The sequence below is a fragment of the Paenibacillus woosongensis genome (genome assembly GCF_009725165.1).
Taxonomy (GTDB): domain Bacteria; phylum Bacillota; class Bacilli; order Paenibacillales; family Paenibacillaceae; genus Fontibacillus; species Fontibacillus woosongensis.
The window spans coordinates 195,721-214,715 of record NZ_WNZW01000006.1 but is presented as its reverse complement, the minus strand read 5'-3'; the positions used below and the strand labels follow the sequence as shown (position 1 = coordinate 214,715).

The following is an 18,995-nucleotide window of genomic DNA, read 5'->3' as shown; positions in this document are numbered from 1 at the left end:
CCTTAGAGGATAACGGAATGCGTTGAATTAACAAATTTAAAAGTAAATAAAAAAACACGCCATGAAGGCGTGTTTTGTTTTTAGGGTTTGAGCTAGAGCAACCCGTTCACTATTCCTTAATCAGCGACAAAAACTCTGCTCTAGAAGCTGCATCGGAACGGAACGTTCCCCGTACGGCTGAGGTCACCGTCTTGCTTCCCGGCTTCTTGATGCCGCGGGCACACATGCAGAGATGCTCGCCTTCCACGACGACCATCACACCTTGCGGCTTAAGAACCTCGTCCATAATGTCGGCGATTTGCGAGGTAATGCGCTCCTGTACCTGCAGTCTGCGGGTGACCGCTTCCACCAAACGGGCCAGTTTGCTAAGTCCGGCGATTCTGCCGCTCGGGATATAGCCGATGTGCACCTTGCCGAAGAAAGGGGCCGTGTGGTGCTCGCATTGACTGTAGTACACGATATCCTTTACGATTACGAGTTCTTCATGGTTCTCCTCGAACGTAACTCCAAGCACATCGCGAGGATCCACCTCGTAACCGCCGTATATTTCTTCGTACATCCGGGCTACCCGTGCCGGTGTATCGATAAGGCCTTCCCGCTCAACATCTTCACCAATCAGCTTCAATATTTCGCGGACATGGTGTTCAATCTTCTCCCGGTTGGCTCCAACCTGAGTATTTACATAATCTTTGACGCCTGCCACTCGCGCCTCCTCCTTCCTGTTCTCCCTATCCAGGGAGCAGAGTGTGTCTGTCGTAAAAATAGACTACCTATTATTTCTTCTTCCGGCGGCCTTGCGGCTGCGTCATGCCCTGCTTCTTCATCATTTGCTGAGCGCGCTGCATTTGCTGCCCGTTCAAATTGTAGCCCATTTGCTTCGCCATCTTCTGAAGCATTTGCGGATCATTCTGCATCTTCATCAATTGTTGGCGCAAATAGATTACGCCAATGAAGAAACCGCCGACCAAGCCGACGATAAGTGTAATAATAGGAATTACGTAATTCATGGTTCAGCCACCCCTGTATTGTGATCAAATGTTTCATTCTTGTTGTGGTATGCTTTCAGTACCTCAAGATATAATATCATTTCCGCAACATACCTAGCAAATGAATCTTTAAAAATTTAAGCCAATACTGCTTCGATAAAAGTTGTCGTCTCTACGGCAAGGTCAACTTCCTTGACCTCGATATCTTCTCCTGAGCCGAAAATGACGCGAACAACCGGACGTCCGGGCAAGCCCCGATGCTGCCGCACTACGACGCCAGTCTCCTTCGTCGATAGGCGCACGGAAGTTCCGTTCGGATAAACCGAGACGATTCTTGTAAATTCGACAAGCACCTCATGATCCAGCTCCTTCTCGGAGAAGGCCATCAGTTGTTCGCACGCTTCATGAGGGAGCATAGGGCGGCCATTGCTTCCGCCACCGCCAATCAGATTATCATACCGGTTTGCCACAGCTACAATTTTAGGAAAAAGATGAATGTCGTCGCTTTCCAGCCCGCGCGGCAGACCGCTGCCGTCCAAGCATTCGTGATGCTGAAGAGCGGTGTGCGCGATCAGCAGACTGAACTCGCGCTTATTTTTCAACACCTCGAAGCCTCTCCAGGTATGGTGATCTTCCATCCCACTCCCGAATGCCCCTTCCGCCAATGGATTCGCTTTACCGATATCATGCAGCAAAGCTCCGATCGCCAGATCCTTAAGCTGGGAGTAATTCAGTCCCATATTAAGCCCGATCATTGAGGACAGCAGGCATACGTTCACCGCGTGAATGTAATCGTTATTATCCGCAGTGCGAATATCCGTCAACTGAAGCAGCACGCCCCGGTGATTCAAAATATCCTCCAGCAGTGTGTCCACGCTGACGCTGACTTTTTTCGTACTCCAGTCCTTGCCGGACCTTACCGCCTCCAGCGTATGGCTCATTTCCTTGAAGACCGCGCCTTTCGTCGATTCGCTGAGCACTTCTTCCGCCTCAATGTCCTCGAAATTCGGATCTTTGATGTAGATCATGGTTACACCGATACGCTTCAGCGTCGTAATCATGTAGACCGTAAGCTGGATTCCAGCCGACAGTAGCACCGTCCCGTTGGAAGAATATACCGTCTTGCCAAGGTACTGCCCCGGTTCGATATCCTCAACACTCATGAATCTCATGAATTAATCCCCCTTAGCGATCGCTATTCGCCTGATGTCGTCAATGTACAATCATGATGCTGGCGCTCTAAAGAGAGCAGGCTTTCTTTGATGGATAATCCCCCTCCGTAACCGACAAGCGCTCCGCCTGAGCCTATGACGCGATGACAAGGAACAACGATAGGCAGCGGATTTTTATTATTTGCGCCGCCAACAGCCCGAACAGCCTTGGGCTGGCCGATTTGCTCGGCAATCGACTTATAAGAGACGGCCGCGCCATACGGAATATCTAGCAAGGCTTTCCATACTTTTTGCTGGAACTCTGTGCCTCGCATGTCCAAGGCAAGGTCGAAGCTATGCCGTTTCCCGGCGAAATATTCGCCAAGCTGAGCCATGGCCGGAGCCAGCGGCTCCGCGACATACACATACTCAGCACCCGAATAGTAGCGGTTTGCCCATGTCCCGAGAAAATCTGCCCGGTCCGCGTACGAGCCGAATTCAATATGGCACAGTCCCTGGTCGCTTCCGCAAAGGGTAAGCATGCCGATGGGCGAGTCCATCTCCGCATAGTACAAGCTAACTTTCTTCACTGCATCTGAATTCACTCCATCCCATCCTCCCGCTGTACTTCGTGCTCCTGCAGCACTGTCAAAGCTCTCTGCAAGTATGCAAGCACCTCTTCGTCCTTCTCGGCAGATACGGCCTGGCTGACAGCTTGAAGCGCTTCCTCTCCGCCAATCCGGCTCAAAGCCCAAGCTGCCGTTCCTCTCAATACCGGCCTTGAATCATTTCGCATGATATCTATTAATTTCGGCACGGCGGCCTGATCTTTGAAGTTACCCAGCGCGATCACCGCGTTCCGCTGGATCGGCTTCTTTCCTCTCCAGGCAGCGGCGCTGGAGCCGAATCGATCCTTGAACTCCCGGTTGCTCAGATCAAGGATCGGGAGAAGCAGCGGCTTCACCGTTTCGGGATCAGGCTGCAGCTCTGGCCGGTGATTCCACGACTTGCCCTTGTTCTTCGGGCATACCATCTGACAGGTATCGCAGCCATACAGGCGGTTGCCGATCTTCCTCATGAACTCGTCTTCAAGGAAGCCCTTCGTTTGGGTCAGAAAAGATATGCACCGCTGCGCATTCAGCTCGCCGGGTCCCACCAGGGCGCCCGTCGGACAGGAATCGATGCACTTCGTGCATTCGCCGCAGTCCTCGGTTACAGGAGTATCCGGCTCAAACGGAATATTCGTAATCAGCTCGCCAAGGTAGATCCAAGAGCCCCATTTCGGCGAAATGACCATACAGTTCTTCGCCTTAAAGCCGATTCCGGCCCGCTCGGCCACGGCACGGTCCACCAGTGCCCCCGTATCTACCATGCTTTCGATGCGGGCTCCTTCCACCCTCTCCTTGATGAACTCCTCCAGCCGGGCCATTGCCTCACGCAGCACGGTGTGATAATCCTGGCCCCAAGCTGATCTGGCCAGAATCCCCCGGCGAAGGCCTGGCTCCGACTTCGGTGGATTGTTGAGCTTGGAAGGATAGGCTACTGCAATAGAAATCAAGGAAGCCGGCCGTTCCAGCGACAACTCAGGGTATATCCTTTTATTGATGTCAGGTTCCTCAAACCCGGATTCATAACCTTTAGCCCGGCGATCGAGGAGCACATTTTTTAATGATAGGAACGGATCGGCCGAGGCGAATCCGATATCATCGATTCCCATGGAATATGCGGCGTCCTTAATCTCCTGCTTCAGCTTGGCCCAGTCCTGTGAACTGTTCTGCTCACCTTCAGCAATAGGTCGCGCTTCCGTCATCTCCGATCCCTCCTTAGATGTAATAGGCAAGTACTCCGCGCTCCCGCGTTCTGTCCCGCCCCAATTACCGGGACAACCGCTTGATCGCTTCCCTCGCCAAGAAGTCACAATGGTTATTCAGCTCATTATCGCTGTGTCCCTTGACCTTGATATATTCAACCTGATGAATCTGCATCAGGCGCCATAATTCCTGCCACAGCTCCTGGTTCTCGACCGGCTGGTTTTTGCTGTTCTTCCAGCCATTTCTCAGCCAGTTGCGAATCCATCCCTGCTTAAAGCAATTGACGACATAGGCAGAATCGCTGTATACCTTTACAAGGCACGGCTCCTTCAGCTGCTCCAATGCCGAAATGACCGCTTGGATCTCCATGCGGTTATTCGTCGTCATCGGCTCGCCGCCAGATAGTTCCTTACGATGGCCGTTATACATCAATATGGCTCCCCAGCCCCCAGGGCCTGGATTTCCGGAGCAGGCTCCATCGGTATAAATCGTAATCTCCTTCACGGGATATCCTCCAACCTACTGTATTTTTTACAAACCTCTTATTTTAGTCACCGGCCAGAATACGAATTCTGCGCGGCCGACGATGTCCTTCTTCTGCACACTGCCGAAGCTGCGGCTGTCCTTGCTGCGACCGTAGCGGCGATTGTCTCCCATCACGAAATATTCGTTCTCGCCCAGCCTTATTTCCGCGAAATCCCGATCCTCGATCTGCACATCGGTATAAGGCTCGTTCAGAGCTTGTCCGTTCACGTACAGGACATGGTCGCGAATTTCCACCGTTTCGCCAGGGGCAGCTATAACCCGTTTGACGAGGTAATGCTTCTTATCAGGTCCAGTGCTGGGATCTTTGAGCACAACGATATCCCCGCTGCGTGGTGATGAGAAGTAATAAACGATTTTGTCGACGAATAACCGCTCCTGCTCTTCCAATGTCGGCTGCATCGACTCGCCCTTCACCATCGACAGGTTAAACACGAACATATTCAGCAGAAGCATAATAATAAATGCAATTGCGGCCGTCTTGCCCAAGTCCCACAGCTCACGAACCCATTTGTTCTGAAGCACGGGCTGAGCAGATTCCTCAGCTGCACGCCTCTTGGCTTCCGCGTAATCCTTGTCAACTTCAGCTCGCTTGCGAACATACTCTGGATGGTCCGTATCCCGGTGCTCCGGTAAATTGACTGGCTTCATACTGCACCTCTTCTATATCGTAATTCATTGAATTCATGTAAATCCATGCCTAAAAATGACCTACTTATCAAAAATAAGGCATAATAATAGAAAAGCATATCTATCGCCCAATTGCAACGGACGGAAGATATGCTTCATCATCACATGAGATCATTATCCAATTTAACCGCAGCGCGGCATTGGATTTATTTATAGAACCTTACAGCGAACGGACTGCTGCGATACCCAAATTATGGAACGCTTCCAGAAACTTGCTTGCTCCGTATCCCATCGCTTCATACAGCGGCATAACAGCCTTATTGTGTTCATCGCCTGCTACAACGATCCGGCGAACGTTGCGCTGCTGGAACCGCTGCTCCATAGCGCTAACCAGCCTCTTGCCATACCCTTGACGACGGTATTCGGGATGAACCGCAGTCCGATAAATACAGCCTAGATTTTGATCGATCGTCCCGATTAAGACCCCCACGATTTCCTCTTCGGCTTCCGCAACCATGATTAATTCCGAATCCCAGGACAATTGTCTGGCAAAAGCCCGCTTAGTGTCTTCGTAGCACTGCTCTGACAAGGATACCTGCAGAAGCTCCATCACTTGATTGGCATCACTCAACTGGAAGGAACGAATACGCATGCTATGATCTCCCTTTTCCTTTGCTTTGATAGAATCATGTAAAACACACGGTCCATTTTTAACATCCAACGAATAATTAAATCTAGACAAAAACCGAGGAAAAACTCCTTACTTGTCCATTAAACCATAATAATCAGGGAAATACACCATTTTTCTTCTGAAAGCGCTTTATATTAAGCGTTTACATTATTTATCGATAAAATTAATGCTAATACTGGAAATGTAAGTGCATAAAAAAGGGATCTGCCAGAAATAGGTTTTGTTAAAGCGGGGTTAATTCCAAGGGGGATATTGCTATATTCAGAGAGTTCTTAAACGGAAAATTAACAAAAGAATTATAACTTCAATTCAGGAAAGACCTGCCACACGCCACACATTATATCATATTGACAGGGATAACGGGGCATTTTGCAGCCTTTTTTCCTTCGCCTGAAATACCGATTGAAAAACGGCGCTTCGGGTAATCTTAAAATATATGACCCTGAAAGGAGGTATAACATTGACCGATGACACGTTACAACCGTTGACCAATGACCCGCAAGAACTGCTTGCGGCCAAGCAGGAGGCTGACAAGCAAAAGTTGCAATTCACCAGCTTCGTACGCAGCGTTAGCGGCGATGCTCCAACAGAAAAAGGACAGGTCGTAGAGCCGCAGCACCGGGAAACCGACCAACAGAACAATATGAAGGACGTCGAGAACCGGATGCTTGAATAGCCGGGTTTGCCGGAACATGCAAGCTCCGGCATCATTCGACACTAACTGGCACATATACTGCTGCCCACAGCCAAACCAAGAAATAGCTAACGTTCACCATCAATAACCCGCATACAAAAAAGCAGGCCAAGAACGTTCCCGATTCCTGGTCTGCTTTTATAGTTACTTCTGCTGTTTATCATTGAAATATTGATGAAGAATCTTTAAGAATACATTGGGAAAAGCGAGTTCCTCCATATCCTCAAGCGTAATCCAGCGATACTCCTCAGCCCGCTCCCCTTCATCATATGCAGCCTTGGGCTCCGCCACCGCCAGCTCGGCAAAGCCGGCCAACGCGCTCAAGGCGGCGGCTTCCTGGAAGCGGAACACACGCATATACCAATGGATATGGCTGAATATGTGCTCCGCGGTCATAAACGGCCCTTCTGGCCGGACGTACCTGCCCTCCTCGGCCAGCGCCCCCGCCAGTCGGCTCATCGCCGCGCCATCCGGCAAATCGGCGCCCTCGCTAGGCTTCGCGGCCGCCAGCACATGGGGCAGCTCCCACATCCGCGCGAGCAGCCCCGTGTCCGGCCGCCGGCGCACGAGCACGCGTCCCCCCCGATCTCCTTCGCCCTCCACGAGGGCGACGATCCGATGCTCGGGACGCGGCGGCTTCGCCTTGCTCTTCACCGGCAGGCGAAGCTCGGCGCCTTCCAGGCGCGCCGAGCAATGCGCCATGACCGGGCATGTCAGGCATTGCGGAGCCTTCGGGGTGCATACCAGCGCCCCCAGCTCCATTAACGCCTGATTGAAATCAGCGGCCCGGCCTGCCGGAATAAGCGACGCCGCGAGCCCTTCCATCAGCGCCCGCGTTCCCGTCTTCATGATATCCTCTTCGATGAAGAAATACCGGGAAAGCACGCGCATTACATTTCCATCGACGGCGGGCTCTGGCTGATCGAAGGCGATGCTAAGGATCGCCCCGGTCGTATACGGGCCGACTCCCTTAAGCGCCGCGACAGAAGCCTTGTCGCGCGGCACCTGGCCGCCGTGGCGCTCCATCACCTGGCGGGCGGCCGCCTGCAAATTCCGGGCCCGGGAATAATAGCCGAGCCCTTCCCAGCATTTTAGCACGTCCTCCTCCGGCGCTTCGGCCAAGCTCTCTATCGTCGGAAAACGCTCAATAAACCGGAGGAAATACGGAATGACCGTATCCACACGGGTCTGCTGCAGCATAATCTCCGATATCCAAATATAATAGGGATCGCGATGCCTGCGCCACGGCAGATCCCGCTTCGACCGTTCATACCAGGACAGCAGCTCCGTGCTGAAATATGTTCTGCTCTCCTTGCTCCATTTTTCTTCGATCATCCAGTAGCTCTCCCTTTCGTTACACTCTCTCTACAACGACGAATGCTGAAGCCAGCTGGCGCTCATGCGTGATGCTGAGATGCACGGCATAGCCTTCCTGACCTTCAGCCAGACCTAGCCGCTGCCATGCTTCCTGCGTCAATACGACATGAGGTTTCCCCTGAACATCCGGCAGAATGGACATGTCCGCGAAGCCAAGCACACTGCCGATGCCGCAGCCAAAAGCTTTGCTGATGGCCTCTTTGGCCGCGAACCGGCCGGCCAGAAATTCCGCCGGACGCGACATGCTGCCAGGCAGCTTCTGCTCGTCCGGCGTCAGCACGCGCTTCAGCAGCCTGTCCCCCGAGGCTCCGTCTAGTATTTTACGAACCCGATCTATTTCAACCACATCATGACCTATGCCATATATCAACGACATCACTTCCTTCAAAAAAGGCTGTATTCGCAGTCCGTTCAGCGGTCTCACGAATCCCTTCCCAATTGTAACAGGGAACATCCTGTGAAGCGAGAGCCTTCCGATTCAGTATGGTATAATAGCACAAAATAAGGATTTAGCGTCTCAAACCTGTCACGAAAGGATGCGTTTGATCATGCCGATGGATTTCAACATTCCGCTGGAAGGCGGCCATTTGCTGCGCTGCACCCGATTCCCCGCCCAGGAAGAAGCAGCAAGCCTTATCATTATCGCTCACGGATACAAGGGCTTTAAAGACTGGGGCATGTTCCCTTACGTCGCTGAACAGCTGAGCAAGCAGCACGAGGTAGTCACGTTCAACTTCTCCCATAACGGAATCGGCGACGACCCCTTTGAATTTACGGAGCTCGAACGGTTCGCAACGAATACATATGAGCGGGAGCTAACCGATCTCGGCGCACTGATCGCCGGCCTGTACCAGGAAGAGAAGCTGCGTTCCCTGCCGTTATTCCTGCTTGGACACAGCCGCGGAGCCGGCGTGTCGCTCGTGTATGCGCTCGATCATCCGGGCAGCGTAACCGGTGTTCTGTCCTGGAACGGAGTGACAAACCTCGATGTGTTCACGGAGTCTCAGAAGCGGGAAATGCGCGAGAATGGACGAAGCTATGTGATGAACGGCCGAACAGGACAGCAGATGCCGCTTGACGTTGCCATCCTGGAGGATATGGATCGCCAGAAGGAGCGCTACGATATCCTTGGTCGCATTTCCTCGGCTGCTTTTAAGGTCGCCCTGATCCAGGGCTCGGATGACGGAGCGCATCTGCGCCAAGGCTCCAGCCGTCTCGTATCCATCAGACCGGATATTCCCTGGATTCATATTCCGGGAGGCAATCATACATTCAATACCGTCCATCCCTTCCAGGGATCAACTCCACCGCTGGAAGAAGCCATTAAGGCAAGCCTGTTGTTTATATCCCAAACGTTGTCTACCGTTAAATAAATCGCCAAGAAGCCGGGTTATCCGTTCCATACGGATAACCCGGCTTCTGCGTATACCCACGAATCCATCGTTTAAACCCCTCTTACTCATAACGCAGAGCTTCGATCGGATGCAGCTTGGATGCTTTATTGGCCGGGTACAAGCCAAAGAAAATACCTACGGCTGCAGAGAATCCGAACGCCAGCAGAATGGCCCATAACGATACGACGAACGGCCAGCCGGAAATGGTCGAGAAGAGAAAGGCTGCTCCGAGTCCCAGCAGCGCGCCGGCACTTCCACCAATGAAACACAGCACGACCGCCTCAATCATAAATTGCAGCATGATTGTACCTGGCGTAGCTCCAATCGCCTTGCGGATCCCAATTTCCCGTGTCCGCTCCGTGACGGAGACGAGCATGATGTTCATGACGCCGATTCCGCCGACCAGCAAGGAGATGCCGGCAATCGAACCGATGATCGTCTGAAGGATCGAGAAGGTGCTGGATACCATCTGCTCCGCTTCCTTCCCGGTCTGTGATGCATAAGCACTAGTATTCACATTATTCAGATTAGCGAGCCACTTCTTTACCGTCTGCACCGTTTCATCCGTTTTTTCCGGTGACGCAGCAACCACTTCGAGTGCCTGAAAACGCTCGCCCTCTCCATTTTTCCCCGGAGGCATAGCCGTAATCGGCGCAAAAGCAGAATATTGCTCCCCTTGCATCCCGCTCAGAATGGAATCCTGCGGTTTATAGACGCCGACGATGCGGAACGTTCCATCCGAAAGCACCAGCTTCCGCCCGATAGCCGCTCTCTCCGAGCCATATACCTTTTCGGCAAACTTACTGTCCACCACAGCAACCTTCTGTCTGGCCCGCTCCTCTTGAGAAGTAAAGAAACGTCCCGCAACGATGTCGATTTTTTGCATTCTGCTCGTTTGATGAGTCGTAGCCGTTATGGTAAAACGTAGCGTGTCCTTCTTATATTTCATTGTCATGGAATAAGGCAGTGACGAAGAAGCGTAACGCACACCATCCAGCTTCCGGATTTCCGTCAAATCCCGAAGGCGAAAATCGGTGTCGCCGTCGCTGCCGCTCTCCATCGGATTCTGGTAAATGACAAAATACCCGTCTTCATAAACAGACACAATGGACAGAATGGAGCTTTGTCCGGCCTGGCCAATCGATACGACGGTAACTACCGCCGCGACGCCAAACACAATACCGATCATCGTAAGGAACGAACGCAGCTTGTTCAGCCGCAAATTATCAAGCGCGACCCATATACTCTCCCATATGCTCATGTGACTACACTTCCTTTGCGCGTATCTTTGAGCATTTGCCCATCGCCGAACAGCAGAATTCGGTCCGCGTGTTCTGCAATATCAGGCTCGTGGGTTACCAGCACGATGGTCGTTCCTTCCTGATGAATCTCTTTGAACAGCTGCATGATTTCATGGGATGATTTCGTATCCAGATTACCGGTCGGCTCATCCGCAAGCAGGATTGGGGCATTCATCGTCAGGGCTCGGGCAATGGCTACCCGCTGCCGCTGTCCCCCCGACAGCTCGGTCGGCCGGTGCTTGACGCGCCCCTCCAGCCCAACCTTCTTCAGCAGTTCGAGCGCCCGCTCATTCCGCTGCTCGCGGCCGATCCCCGCGTACATCATCGGCAGGGTTACGTTCTGGAGCACCGTCTGTCTGCCGAGCAGGTTGAAGCTCTGGAAGACGAAGCCGATTTTGCGGTTGCGCACCCGCGCAAGCTGCTCTTCATCCAAAGTATGGACTTCTTCGCCGTCCAGCACGTACTCGCCGGAAGACGGCACATCGAGACAGCCTATAATGTTCATTAGCGTAGATTTGCCGGATCCAGACGAACCCATAATCGCGACGAACTCCCCCTGCTCTACCTTCAGGTTAAGCGGCTGCAGGGCCTGTACTTCCAACTCGCCGTTCTTATAAGTCTTTGAAATGTTCTTTAGAGTAATCATTGCAGTTTCACCTTATCGCCGTCCCGGAGCTGCCTGGCCCCTTCCGATACGACACTTTCCCCCTTGGTGACCCCGGATACGATCTCGACGTACTCCTCGTTCTCTTTACCCGTCGTAACGTCGGTTTTGACTGCGATTCCATCTTGAATTTTGAATACATAGGCCTTGTCCCCATCATATTGAACCGTGTCCAGCGGCAGCAGCAACCGCTCCTTATCCGGAATTTCCAGTTCGATCGTCACGTTGTAGCCTGGACGAAGCTCTGGAGAAATGCGGCTTAGCTCCACCGTCATTTCAACGGAAGCATCTTTAGATGTAGGATCGGCCAGAACAGCGATCGGCGACAAATAAGTGACTTCACCCTCATAGCTCTCCTCGATCGACTCTCCGGAAATTACCGCCTTCATGCCTTCGTATACTTTACCGGCATCCAATTCGTTCAGATTTGCTTTGACCTTGTAAGACGATAAATCTACAACGGTGGCAATGTGGCCGCCCTCCGCAATCATTTGGCCGGGATTGACGAGCACCTGCGTAAGAACGCCCTCATCCTTGGCGCTGACAACGCGATTGTTCAAGCGTTTCTCCAGGGAAGCGATTGTCAATTTGCTGCTCTGAATCCGCAGATCGTAGGATGACAAATCCAAATCCTCGATTTCCGCTGCCGGATCCTCCGTCACCTTCTGCTTGAACATTTCGAAATGCTGCTTCTTCGCATTCAGGCGCTCCGTTTCGATCATTTCAATGTTGAGACGCTCCTTCTCAATCTGTTCCTTAACGTCGTCAATCTGCAGCGTCATAAGAACCTGCCCTTTGGTGACCGTGTCGCCCTGCTTCACTTCAACCGACTCGACAACTCCGCTGGTCGGCGAATAAATATCCGTACTATTACCTGCTTCCAATTTGCCGCTCGTATAGATTTCCTCCGTAATCAGACCTTCAATTGCCTCGGTCGTCTCTACGGCGACAGCGCGATTCATGTTCGACATATTGACGACAACTAAGACAATAATCACTAAACCCAGTATGGCACCCCAAAACCATTTTTTCCTTAACAAAATCATCACCCTATCCTATGTACTTAGACTGCTGGAGCGGAAAGAACCGTAACGAGCGAGTAAATTAACCAGACAGCCACGATCCAGATTGCAACCTTCTTCCGGGGACGATTCATCATAGTTGCCGCGCCCACAATATACAAATACAAGCCCCATATCGTGAAAGGGTTAATTAGCGATAGTATGCGATAAGCCATACTCGTCTTGTCGGCTACAAGCGCCCCCAGGCTCAGCGAGACATCGGTCAGGGATTGCGCATTCATGGCTACCAGCAATACAGCTGTCAACAATCCGCCAATGACTGACGGCAAGTTCGCATAAGCAACCACGTTGACAAATTGCATATACTTTCCTTCGCCTCGTACGATGAGATTCAATAACACGAGCAGGAGCGCCACCAGGAACAGCATGGCGACGATTCCGACAACGCCTCCGGCATAAGTTGTTATGGTAGTCACGCCAAGAATCTGATCGATTTGGGCGGGATCGATATTCCCTGCCTTCAGCAGTGATTGTCTGGTGTAATCCAGTAAATAAGGCATCTGCAAAACAAGTGAAACAAGACTAATGAGGATTACAAAAATCGTCGGCAGGATCCAGGCTACCTTACTCCCTCTTACTCTTTCGAAGGTATCTCTTGGTGAAGAAAATATTGTCACTAAGTTTTTCATACTACTCCTCCCATTTCTATGAATTTATTTTTTGTTAAAATATACCATACAATCTTTGAACACTCTAGCTATATATACGACTTAGCCCAAAAGAAAGATTCAACAAATTTTCATACGAGCCAGCCTCGCCCCTCCTGCAGGAAGCAAGAAGAAGCCCTGTTCCTTAGAGAATGCAGGGCTTCTTCTCGCTTGCTCTTTCACGCTATATGCGAGGAATCGGATTGCGCTTATGATTTGTTTTCATAAAATAGGACTCCAGCCGCTTCTGTACCCTAGAATCTATAGCTTTACCCTCCAAATAATCGCAGTTATCTTCGTAACTTACGCCCAGTTCCTCCTCGTCATTCTGCCCCGCCCATAGACCGGCAGTTGGAACTTTATTAATGATGCTGTCTGGAATGCCAAGGGCCACAGCGATCTGCCGGATTTGGCGCTTGGTCAATGAACCTAGCGGCATAAGATCGGCAGCGCCATCGCCCCATTTGGTATAGAACCCGGCGACAGCCTCCGAGGCATGGCCGGTGCCAACGACAAGCAGATTGAGCTCTTGGGACAAGGCATACTGCATAACCATTCGCGCCCGGGCTTTCACATTTCCTTTGCCGGGTATGCTTAAATGCCTGTATTGGCCGATGCTTCTCATCCCATGCTCCACTTCTAGAGCGATCTCGTCCACTGTATCCTCGATATTCGTCTCCACCGTATGCGTAAGCCCAAGCGACCTTGCCGTCTCATAGCTATGTTCGATATCCTCCTGCTCCCCATAAGGCTGAAAGACGCCCAACGTCATATAGTCCATTCCTGTCTCCTGCGTCAATTCATCCGTTGCCCGTTTGCAGAGCCCTGCAGCTGCGGCACTGTCCAATCCGCCGCTGATGGCGATCAGCAGTCCGGTCGCCCGTGAGCTCTTCACGTGATTTTTCAGAAACTCGACACGAGCCGCAATTTCCTCATCGGCATCAATACTCGGCTTGACCCCTAACGCTTCAATGATTTCCTGCTGCATCCCCATGGTCTAATCCCTCTTCCCTTCTATAATCACGTGGAACAACTGTCTTTATCCTAAAAAAGCCCCGCCAATCGGCAAATATGCCGAAATCAGCGGGGCTAGACGATTCTCCTTAGCGGCAGAAACGGTCGAAAGCGCTGGTCAAATCAGCGGCAATCTCCTCAGCCGAACGGTCCTCGATTTGATGGCGCTCGATAAAGTGAACAAGCTCGCCATCCTTCAGCAGCGCAATGGAAGGAGATGAAGGCGGGTATGGCGCAAAATATTCGCGAGCCTTGGCTGTCGCTTCCTTATCTTGTCCGGCGAATACCGTATAGAGGTGGTCCGGCGTCAAATCATGCTGCAGCGCTCTGGCTACGCCCGGACGGCATTGCCCGGCGGCACAGCCGCATACTGAGTTCACGACAACAAGTGCCGTGCCTTTCGCTGCAGGCAGCTTAGCCTCGACATCCTCCGGCGTTCTCAGCTCCTGGATTCCCAAGACCGTTAATTCATCTCTCATCGGCTGAACCATATCGCGCATATATTGGTCAAATGACATGGACATTACTTTCACTCCTTAAACACTGATTGACACAGATTTGTGACTTTTATCTCATCTGTGTTTGGCTATACTTTATTATACATTCATAAAGGAGGAAAGCAACTTAAAGTCTGGCGGCTCCTCAGTTCCCTCCTTGCGAGGAGCTCACATCTAGCGGAAAAACGGAAATAAAAGTCGTGCCGATGCCTTCCTTCGACCGAACGGTAATTTTACCGCCATGACGCTCCATAATGCTGAGGCATAACGGAAGGCCCAGTCCGGTTCCTTTTTCCTTCGTTGTATAAAAAGGGGCAAACAGCTTCTGCTGCTGTGCAGGAGAAATCCCCGCCCCCATATCTGTAATGTACAGCTTGACGCCGTCCTCGTCCAAACGCGTGCTTACCGTCAGAAGTCCTTTCTCCCCCATCGCTTCCATGCCGTTCCGGGCTAAATTAAGGATCAACTGCTTGATTTCCTTCGGATTTAGGTAGAGCATGGGCACGCGCTCATCCATTTTGACCTCGATGCTCTGCCCGCGCAAATTGGCATCGGCCCATAACAGCGGCTTTAGCTCTTCAATAATGTGATGCAGGCTGCACAGCTCCTTCGTGACGATCCGGTTTTGCGCCAAAGCCAGAAAATCATTGATGATGCTGTTTGCCCGGTCAAGCTCCTCCATCACAATCCGGTAATAATGATCCAGATCATTTGCGCTCTTCTCGCGCATCAGCTGCAGGAAACCTCTGACCACCGCCATCGGATTGCGGATTTCATGGGTAATTCCGGCCGCCATTTGGCCGACAAGACTCAGCCGCTCCACATGGATCAGCTCCATCCGCAGTGTCTCGAGTTCGGTAATATCCTGCACGATAATCACTACGCCGGTTACATCGTTGGTTCGCCCATCGATAATCGGGGAGGTGCTCGTGAAGAATACTTTCTCCCCCTCTTGCAGCAGCTCCGTCGTCTTGACGCCCGCCATCAACGTCTTCTCAACCCGCGAAGCAACCATGCCTATATCGAATCCGCCGCAATTCCCGCCGAGCCTCCTGCCAATTAAGTCCTCCCTGGTCGCGGAAGGATGTTCATTTCGGTATAATTGAAGAAATGTCTCATTCACTGAGACAAGGCAGCCCTGGCGATCGATCAAAATAATGTTCAGCGGAGCAGCATCCATGATCTGCTGCAGTTTGTCCGTTTCTCCGATATATTTCACCGTTAGCTCCGCCACCTGACCCCGCAGCTGCTCCATCTCCATTGCGTTCTCCACGTAATAGTTATACAAGCAGCACACGATGGCTGCGGCAGCCAGATGGAGAATGACAGCAAAAATGAGGTCAGAAACACGAGGCTGTTGAATGCTGCCGGACAACAGGGGAGAGACCACAGCCGCCATTTGACCCGCAGCGAACCATAGAAACAGGACTACCGCCTTGTCGTGACGCTGCATGCTTTTAAACCACCTGGACAGTATCAAGATGAAGGGATACAGCGCCAGTCCCGATTCCAGCAGCAAGCCTGTCAAATTGTGATTAACAGCATACAGCGGGAATAAGGCTACCCGAAAGACAGCCACAGCGAGGCCCGTACGCAGTCTGCCGTATAACAATAGTGCAAATAAGGGCAGGTTCCCAAATTCCATGGGAATGACATCATGATATGGGCGGGAGAACAAGGCGCAAAACAGCACGCTCGCAGCGCAAAGAACCGCTAGCATGATAGAACGGGTCGTTTCCGGATCCTGTCTTGGGGACAGCAGTCCGGGTTTACTCCCTTTCCGGTATATTAACGGAAACAGGAATGTTGGCAAACCGGCAATTAGAACTTGCATCACAATCTCTTTTACTGCATCCAAGTTCTCCCTCCTCAGGCGGGAAATACTATACTAATTTCGATTAAAGCATAGCCGACAAAGTTTTACAATATTTCATGTTTAATGAAAATCATTTCTGTGCTTTTATTCGAAAAATAGTCTGAAAAGTACAAATGAAAGGAACATCCTATGAACAAATATGATGTCATCGTGATCGGAGGGGGCCCTTCAGGACTCATGGCCTCCATCGCCGCAGCAGAGCAAGGCGCAGCCGTAGCGCTCCTGGACAAAGGGGACAAGCTGGGGAGGAAGCTGGGAATTTCCGGCGGAGGGCGCTGCAATGTAACGAATGCGAAGGAAATCGACGAGTTGATTACCTATATACCAGGAGGAGGGCGCTTTCTGCACAGCGCCTTCTCCCTGTTCAGCAACCGCGATATTATTGCTTTTTTCGAGGGGCTCGGCATTGCGCTTAAAGAGGAGGATAACGGAAGAATGTTCCCCGTGTCCGACAAAGCGAAAACCGTGGTCAACGCGCTGATCGGCAAGGCCAGATCGCTGGGTGTTGAACTGCTCGTGCACCATCCGGTTCAGGAAATCATGTATGCGGAAGGCCGCGTACAGGGCGTGAAGCTGAGCTCCGGAACAATATTCAAAGCCCCGGCCGTCGTCGTAGCCACCGGCGGCAAGTCGGTGCCGCATACCGGATCGACTGGAGACGGCTATCCATGGGCCGAGGCGGCAGGACATACGATTACAGAGCTGTATCCAACCGAAACGCCGATCGTCTCCAAGGAGCCGTTCATTGCGAGCCGGGAGCTCCAAGGGCTCTCGCTGCGGGACGTGAAGCTGTCACTCATCGATCCGAAGGGCAAAACCGTCATCGCTCACCAGGGCGATATGATTTTCACCCATTTCGGTTTGTCCGGACCGATCGCCCTGCGCTGCAGCGGTTTTATCCGGGGCGTCAAGAAGAAGCACAACGTATCCCAGGTCACGATGTCCATCGATTTGTTTCCGAACAAGAAGGCAGGAAGCTTGGGGCAGGACCTGCGGCAGCTGGCCGCAGCTGAGCCGAAAAAAGCGCTCAAAAACGTTTTTAAAGGCACTATTCCCGAACGATTGCTTCCCCCACTGTTTGAACGAGCCGGCCTTCCCGGGGAAACGACCTATGAGCATTTGCCGAAGGAGGCGTGGCTTGCCTGGATTCAGCAGCTCAAAAACTTCACCCTGCAAGCCACCGGAACCCGCCCCTTTGAGGAAGCCTTCGTGACGGGAGGCGGCGTGCATCTAAAGGAGATCAATCCGAAGACAATGGGTTCCAAGCTTATGCAAGGCCTGTACTTTTGCGGAGAAGTGCTGGATGTACACGGTTATACCGGCGGCTACAACATCACCGCAGCCTTCGCCACCGGCTATACCGCCGGCCATCATGCAGGTAAAAGGGAGTGAGCCTTGGCTCGCTCCCTTTTTTTGGCGTCCCTTGCTTCGAACATACGCATCTGACCGCTCGCGCGGGCTGCCAGACACAGACAGGAGGCCTCCGCATAAGGTCAAATCAACAGAACCTGAGAGCGGGATAAGATTAGGAGCGAAGCCGTAGGCCAATAAGCGGGGCTGATAGCAGGACCGAGGGCGGGGGAGAACTTGAGACAGGTTGAAACCAAGAGCCAGAGCGGGATGAGTACTAGAGCATGACTGAAACGTTCTAACGAATCTCAGGAGCACTAACTGTCCAAAAGTACCACCTACAAAAATGTAACGAACCTGGAGAACGTTATTTCGCCCTTTTATTGCTTCAAACAGCAGATATACCATCAATAGCGTGGCAGAAATTCGTTAGATTTCAATTTTTCGCAAATACGTACAAATAACGTTGGTAAGATTCGTTAGACCCGCTCCAACAGCCGACTGCCACCCTCGGAGGGCAAATAATTTGGCCCACACGGACAATCTCACTGACCTTACCTTGCTGAACTTGCTTATAAAAAATTTCGGCAACAACAACAGAAGCCAGCAATACAATAAGGACATATTCCGGCCCAAATTTTGGATAAAGCATGAACTTTTCTGTTTTTATTCAAGTTTTAAATATGAAAACCGTAAATTGTGATAAATTATATTTTTAAAAAATCGGCAGTCCTCTAACATGATAAGTGTGAAGCAATCGCGAAGTGATTCTACTTTCTATGGCTTTATGAAAATATAGATTAAGGCGGGATGATGATGTTGAAGACCGAGGAGCGCGGAACCGATTTATCACTGCACTTGTACCGGGTATTTGCCAAGTCTTTCAAAAGTGTCAATGAACATGCCGTAACGGGAAGCAAAATTCAAGGCTTCAATCCGACAGCCTTTGCCGTGCTGGAGGTACTCTACTACAAAGGGCCCCAGCCCATTCAGCAAATCGGGGCCAAGCTGCTGCTGCAAAGCGGCAACGTCACGTATGTCATCGACAAACTGGAGGCGGCGGGGTACTTGCAGCGTCAGCCTTGTCCCCGGGATCGGCGGGTCATCTTTGCCGAACTGACTCCGAAGGGAAATGAACTGATGAATAAGCTGTATCCTGAATTTTCCGAGCGGATTGATTATGCCCTAAGCGGTCTGAATCAGGAAGAGAAGCAGCTTATGATTACGCTGTTGAAGAAAATGGGCCGAGAGGCCGAGAAGCTCGCGCCTCTTGCCCGCAAATAATTG

General features: G+C 51.7%; 19 protein-coding genes and 1 pseudogene. 4 read left to right on the top strand and 16 right to left on the bottom strand.

The features are described from left to right. Positions 1 to 109 precede the first annotated feature (109 nt). The 7 genes and pseudogenes from folE to GNP95_RS16285 all read right to left on the bottom strand — a co-directional run bounded on the left by folE (position 110) and on the right by GNP95_RS16285 (position 5,773). Positions 110 to 703 carry a GTP cyclohydrolase I FolE gene (gene folE / locus GNP95_RS16320; RefSeq protein ID WP_213595010.1) on the bottom strand — a complete coding sequence of 198 codons (594 nt, stop codon included), beginning with the start codon at positions 701 to 703 and terminating at the stop codon, positions 110 to 112. Between the two features lie 70 nt (positions 704 to 773). Beyond that, on the bottom strand, positions 774 to 1,007 hold the full coding sequence (locus GNP95_RS16315) for a YneF family protein (protein ID WP_155611913.1): 234 nt from the start codon (positions 1,005 to 1,007) through the stop codon (positions 774 to 776). 116 nt (positions 1,008 to 1,123) lie between these two features. After that, a complete protein-coding gene (locus tag GNP95_RS16310) occupies positions 1,124 to 2,158 on the bottom strand; it encodes an HD-GYP domain-containing protein (protein ID WP_155611912.1) in 1,035 nt (344 codons plus the stop codon). Between the two features lie 23 nt (positions 2,159 to 2,181). Then, positions 2,182 to 3,947, bottom strand: a pseudogene (queG, locus tag GNP95_RS16300) (tRNA epoxyqueuosine(34) reductase QueG). A 64-nt stretch (positions 3,948 to 4,011) separates the two neighbouring features. Further along, the gene (gene rnhA, locus GNP95_RS16295) at positions 4,012 to 4,452 is read right to left on the bottom strand and encodes a ribonuclease HI (RefSeq protein WP_330163475.1); all 441 of its coding nucleotides are present in this window, start codon (positions 4,450 to 4,452) and stop codon (positions 4,012 to 4,014) included. Positions 4,453 to 4,479: 27 nt separating this feature from the next. Then, positions 4,480 to 5,142 carry a signal peptidase I gene (gene lepB / locus GNP95_RS16290; protein WP_155611910.1) on the bottom strand — a complete coding sequence of 221 codons (663 nt, stop codon included), beginning with the start codon at positions 5,140 to 5,142 and terminating at the stop codon, positions 4,480 to 4,482. A 199-nt stretch (positions 5,143 to 5,341) separates the two neighbouring features. After that, a complete protein-coding gene (locus GNP95_RS16285) occupies positions 5,342 to 5,773 on the bottom strand; it encodes a GNAT family N-acetyltransferase (RefSeq protein ID WP_155611909.1) in 432 nt (143 codons plus the stop codon). 499 nt (positions 5,774 to 6,272) lie between these two features. Between GNP95_RS16285 and GNP95_RS16280 the strand changes: the two genes are divergently transcribed. Further along, entirely contained in the window at positions 6,273 to 6,488 is a 216-nt protein-coding gene (locus tag GNP95_RS16280; RefSeq protein WP_230873862.1) for a hypothetical protein, read from the top strand. A 162-nt stretch (positions 6,489 to 6,650) separates the two neighbouring features. Here the strand turns inward: GNP95_RS16280 and mutY are convergent, their stop codons facing one another. Both mutY and acpS read right to left on the bottom strand, forming a co-directional pair. Next, positions 6,651 to 7,841, bottom strand: coding sequence for an A/G-specific adenine glycosylase (gene mutY / locus GNP95_RS16275; RefSeq protein ID WP_155611907.1), 1,191 nt, complete (start codon positions 7,839 to 7,841; stop codon positions 6,651 to 6,653). A 19-nt stretch (positions 7,842 to 7,860) separates the two neighbouring features. Next, entirely contained in the window at positions 7,861 to 8,253 is a 393-nt protein-coding gene (gene acpS, locus GNP95_RS16270; protein WP_155611968.1) for a holo-ACP synthase, read from the bottom strand. A 178-nt stretch (positions 8,254 to 8,431) separates the two neighbouring features. On the opposite strand from acpS, the gene GNP95_RS16265 reads away from it, so the two are divergent. After that, complete coding sequence (locus GNP95_RS16265) at positions 8,432 to 9,256, top strand: alpha/beta fold hydrolase (RefSeq protein ID WP_155611906.1); 825 nt, start codon at positions 8,432 to 8,434, stop codon at positions 9,254 to 9,256. A gap of 82 nt (positions 9,257 to 9,338) precedes the next feature. Here GNP95_RS16265 and GNP95_RS16260 read toward each other — a convergent pair whose 3' ends face one another. From GNP95_RS16260 to GNP95_RS16230, 7 genes are all read right to left on the bottom strand, one after another. Continuing rightward, entirely contained in the window at positions 9,339 to 10,538 is a 1,200-nt protein-coding gene (locus GNP95_RS16260) for an ABC transporter permease (RefSeq protein WP_155611905.1), read from the bottom strand. Next, positions 10,535 to 11,224 carry an ABC transporter ATP-binding protein gene (locus GNP95_RS16255; RefSeq protein ID WP_155611904.1) on the bottom strand — a complete coding sequence of 230 codons (690 nt, stop codon included), beginning with the start codon at positions 11,222 to 11,224 and terminating at the stop codon, positions 10,535 to 10,537. Before GNP95_RS16255 ends, GNP95_RS16260 begins: the two co-directional genes overlap by 4 nt. Then, positions 11,221 to 12,240: an efflux RND transporter periplasmic adaptor subunit gene (locus tag GNP95_RS16250; RefSeq protein ID WP_330163474.1), complete on the bottom strand. Its 1,020-nt coding sequence runs from the start codon at positions 12,238 to 12,240 to the stop codon at positions 11,221 to 11,223. Before GNP95_RS16250 ends, GNP95_RS16255 begins: the two co-directional genes overlap by 4 nt. A gap of 65 nt (positions 12,241 to 12,305) precedes the next feature. Continuing rightward, complete coding sequence (locus tag GNP95_RS16245; RefSeq protein ID WP_155611903.1) at positions 12,306 to 12,953, bottom strand: YIP1 family protein; 648 nt, start codon at positions 12,951 to 12,953, stop codon at positions 12,306 to 12,308. A gap of 202 nt (positions 12,954 to 13,155) precedes the next feature. Continuing rightward, entirely contained in the window at positions 13,156 to 13,965 is an 810-nt protein-coding gene (gene nadE, locus GNP95_RS16240) for an ammonia-dependent NAD(+) synthetase (protein ID WP_155611902.1), read from the bottom strand. A gap of 109 nt (positions 13,966 to 14,074) precedes the next feature. After that, complete coding sequence (locus GNP95_RS16235) at positions 14,075 to 14,509, bottom strand: BrxA/BrxB family bacilliredoxin (RefSeq protein ID WP_155611901.1); 435 nt, start codon at positions 14,507 to 14,509, stop codon at positions 14,075 to 14,077. 118 nt (positions 14,510 to 14,627) lie between these two features. Beyond that, positions 14,628 to 16,340 carry an ATP-binding protein gene (locus GNP95_RS16230; RefSeq protein WP_155611900.1) on the bottom strand — a complete coding sequence of 571 codons (1,713 nt, stop codon included), beginning with the start codon at positions 16,338 to 16,340 and terminating at the stop codon, positions 14,628 to 14,630. 147 nt (positions 16,341 to 16,487) lie between these two features. On the opposite strand from GNP95_RS16230, the gene GNP95_RS16225 reads away from it, so the two are divergent. Next, positions 16,488 to 17,750 carry a BaiN/RdsA family NAD(P)/FAD-dependent oxidoreductase gene (locus tag GNP95_RS16225; protein WP_155611899.1) on the top strand — a complete coding sequence of 421 codons (1,263 nt, stop codon included), beginning with the start codon at positions 16,488 to 16,490 and terminating at the stop codon, positions 17,748 to 17,750. A gap of 774 nt (positions 17,751 to 18,524) precedes the next feature. After that, positions 18,525 to 18,992 carry a MarR family winged helix-turn-helix transcriptional regulator gene (locus tag GNP95_RS16220; protein WP_155611898.1) on the top strand — a complete coding sequence of 156 codons (468 nt, stop codon included), beginning with the start codon at positions 18,525 to 18,527 and terminating at the stop codon, positions 18,990 to 18,992. Positions 18,993 to 18,995 lie beyond the last annotated feature (3 nt).